The organism is Flavobacterium glaciei (assembly GCF_003350545.1).
Taxonomy (GTDB): Bacteria; Bacteroidota; Bacteroidia; order Flavobacteriales; family Flavobacteriaceae; genus Flavobacterium; species Flavobacterium glaciei.
The window spans coordinates 1-2,786 of the sequence record NZ_QQBA01000034.1 but is presented as its reverse complement, the minus strand read 5'-3'; the positions used below and the strand labels follow the sequence as shown (position 1 = coordinate 2,786).

General features: G+C 34.7%; 1 protein-coding gene. It reads right to left on the bottom strand.

The annotated features are described in order from the left end of the window. Positions 1-227 precede the first annotated feature (227 nt). Positions 228-2,786: MBG domain-containing protein (locus DFR66_RS13725; RefSeq protein ID WP_147277699.1), on the bottom strand; the 2,559-nt coding region annotated here is incomplete at its 5' end.

Below are 2,786 nucleotides of genomic sequence, written 5' to 3'. Positions count from 1 at the left end.
AATTGAGCATCTTGTTGTGCATAACTTACAAAGGCTGTAAACATCAAAACGAAAGAAAATAATTTTGTTTTCATAGTAGATATTTATTATTTTAATTCATCAATCGAACTCATTTGTATATTTTTAGAAGGTCTGGATGATAAATTTTCTTAAGTTTTATTTTTTAAGAATTAATGCTGTATTAATTTTATAATGCCTGAAAATTTTTTGTTCTCAGGCATTAATTTTTAATTATTTACGATATATAAATATCCATCTTTTTTATTGTACATGATTTTTCCTTCATTGTCAAAAGAAGTGTAATTCAAAATATAGAAGTAAGTCCCTGTAGGTAAACCCGAAGATTGTTGAACAGTTGATCTACCTTGAGAAGTACCATCAAAAACATTAGTAGTGTTATTATATCCTTTAGTTTCAAAAACTAAAACTCCCCAACGATTATAAATCTCAACCGTGTTTTCTGGATAACAAACGGTATCATCAATATTATCAATTATGAATTTTTCATTAATCCCGTCTCCATTTGGAGAGAAAGCATTATGAACTAATATATTACCACAAGCTAATACAATACCACCACAACCTGTATTTACAGTCATTGTAATTCTAATAGTTCTTGGACAAGTATCATCATTAACTTTATATTCAAAAATGTAATCTCTAACTGAAAGACCTAAAGCATCAAGATTGTTTCCTTGTAATCCACCAGAATTATTTACATCTACCCAAGTCCCGTTTGTAGGTGTTCCAGCTGGTAACAAATCATTTAGATTCGCCGTTGTAGTTTCTCCATCATTACAAATTGAACTACTTATAGTCGTAACACTGTTTGGAATGGTAACATTGATTATTTGAGTAAAGTCAGATGTATTTCCACAAGCATCGGACACAGTCCATTTTCTTACGATTGAATATGAACTTTCGGTTCTGTTTATGATGTTTTCAGTAAAAATAGCCGGTGAAACGGTAGAACAATTATCTACAAATACAAGTTCAGGTTTAGCTGGAATTACATCACAATTTACATTTATGATTCCCGAAAAAGCAGTTGTTGTAGTTGGACCATTAGTATCTTGAACAGTAATTACTTGAGAAGCTGTAGATATATTTCCTGATAAATCAGTCGCAGTCCAAGTTCTAGTTATGGTGTAAGAACCAATACAGCTTCCTTGTACTGTTACATCAACGAATGTTAAGTTTACAGAACTACAATTATCTGTTGCCACTGCTTGAGTAAAGCTAGGTGTAGAACTACAAGATATTGTTGAAGCGACCGGTAATTGAGCAATAATTGGTGCGGTCGTATCTTGAACATTTATTGTTATTGTAGCTATATCACAATTAGTTGGGTTAAGTTTTTCACATATTTGATATGTTAATACGTATGAACCACTAACTATCCCGCTTTGAACATTAATATTTCCAAGATTATCTAATGTAATATTTGTATTCATTCCTGTAACTAAAGAGATATTTACTTCTTCGGATTTCAATGCAACACCATTTAAAGTATCATTTGCTAATACATTACCTATAACACCAAATGAAGAACAATTAATATTTGAATAAACATCATTGTTAGCATCAATAGCAGGAGCAGCAACAACAATAGTAACAGTAGCCGTATCACAATTAGTAGGATTTAATACCTCACATATAGTGTAATTTATGGTGTAAGTTCCCGCAGGAGTTTTTGGAGCTACAGTCACAGTTCCATCAGGATTAATAGTCAATGGACCATTAGGAGTAGAACTTAATACTACATCTGAAGGAATAACAGGCATTCCGTTTAATGTATCGTTAGTTAAAACGTTTACCCCTGAATTTCCACCAGTAGTTCCATTTACAGGAATTGCATTAGTATCAGCAACAGCATCAATAGCAGGAGCAGCAACAACAATAGTAACGGTAGCCGTATCACAATTAGTAGGGTTCAATACCTCACATATAGTGTAATTTATGGTGTAAGTTCCCGCAGGAGTTTTTGGAGCTACAGTCACAGTTCCATCAGGATTAATAGTCAATGGTCCGTTAGGAGTAGAACTTAATACTACATCGGAAGGATTAACAGGCAATCCGTTTAATGTATCGTTAGTTAAAACGTTTACACCTGAATTTCCACCAGTAGTTCCATTTACAGGAATTGCATTGGTATCAGCAACAGCTTTTATCTCCCTTGGCGTAATAGTCAATATAGCATCAGTAGCCATCACAGTATAGTTAGGATTACTACCTAAAGTCACTACGATAGGGTAAGAACCAACTTTAGATAACTGCGTTGCAGTAGTAGCAAGAGAGTAGTTGATGGCATCTCCACCCGCTACAGCACCCGTTACTACAGCAGTTAAATCAGGATTAGCTTCACCGTATACTTTTGTTTTATTATCAGCAGTAACCAAAACATCAATAGCTTTTGGAATTACTGTCAAAGTACCATTTACCGCAGTAACGTCATAGTTAGGATTACTTCCCAAAGTCACTTCAATCGGGTATTCCCCAACATTAGAGAACTGCGTAGCAGTAGTAGCTAAGGTATAGTTGATGGTATCTCCATTCACGGCACCATTTACCACAGCGGTAAGAGTAGGATTAGCGTCCCCGTATACTTTGTTTTGATTATCAGCCACCACAGTTACACCTAATACTTTAGGCGTAATAGTCAATATAGCATCAGTGGCCACCACAGTATAGTTAGGATTACTTCCCAAAGTCACTTCAATCGGGTATTCCCCAACATTAGAGAACTGCGTAGCAGTAGTAGCTAAGGTATAGTTGATGGTATCTCC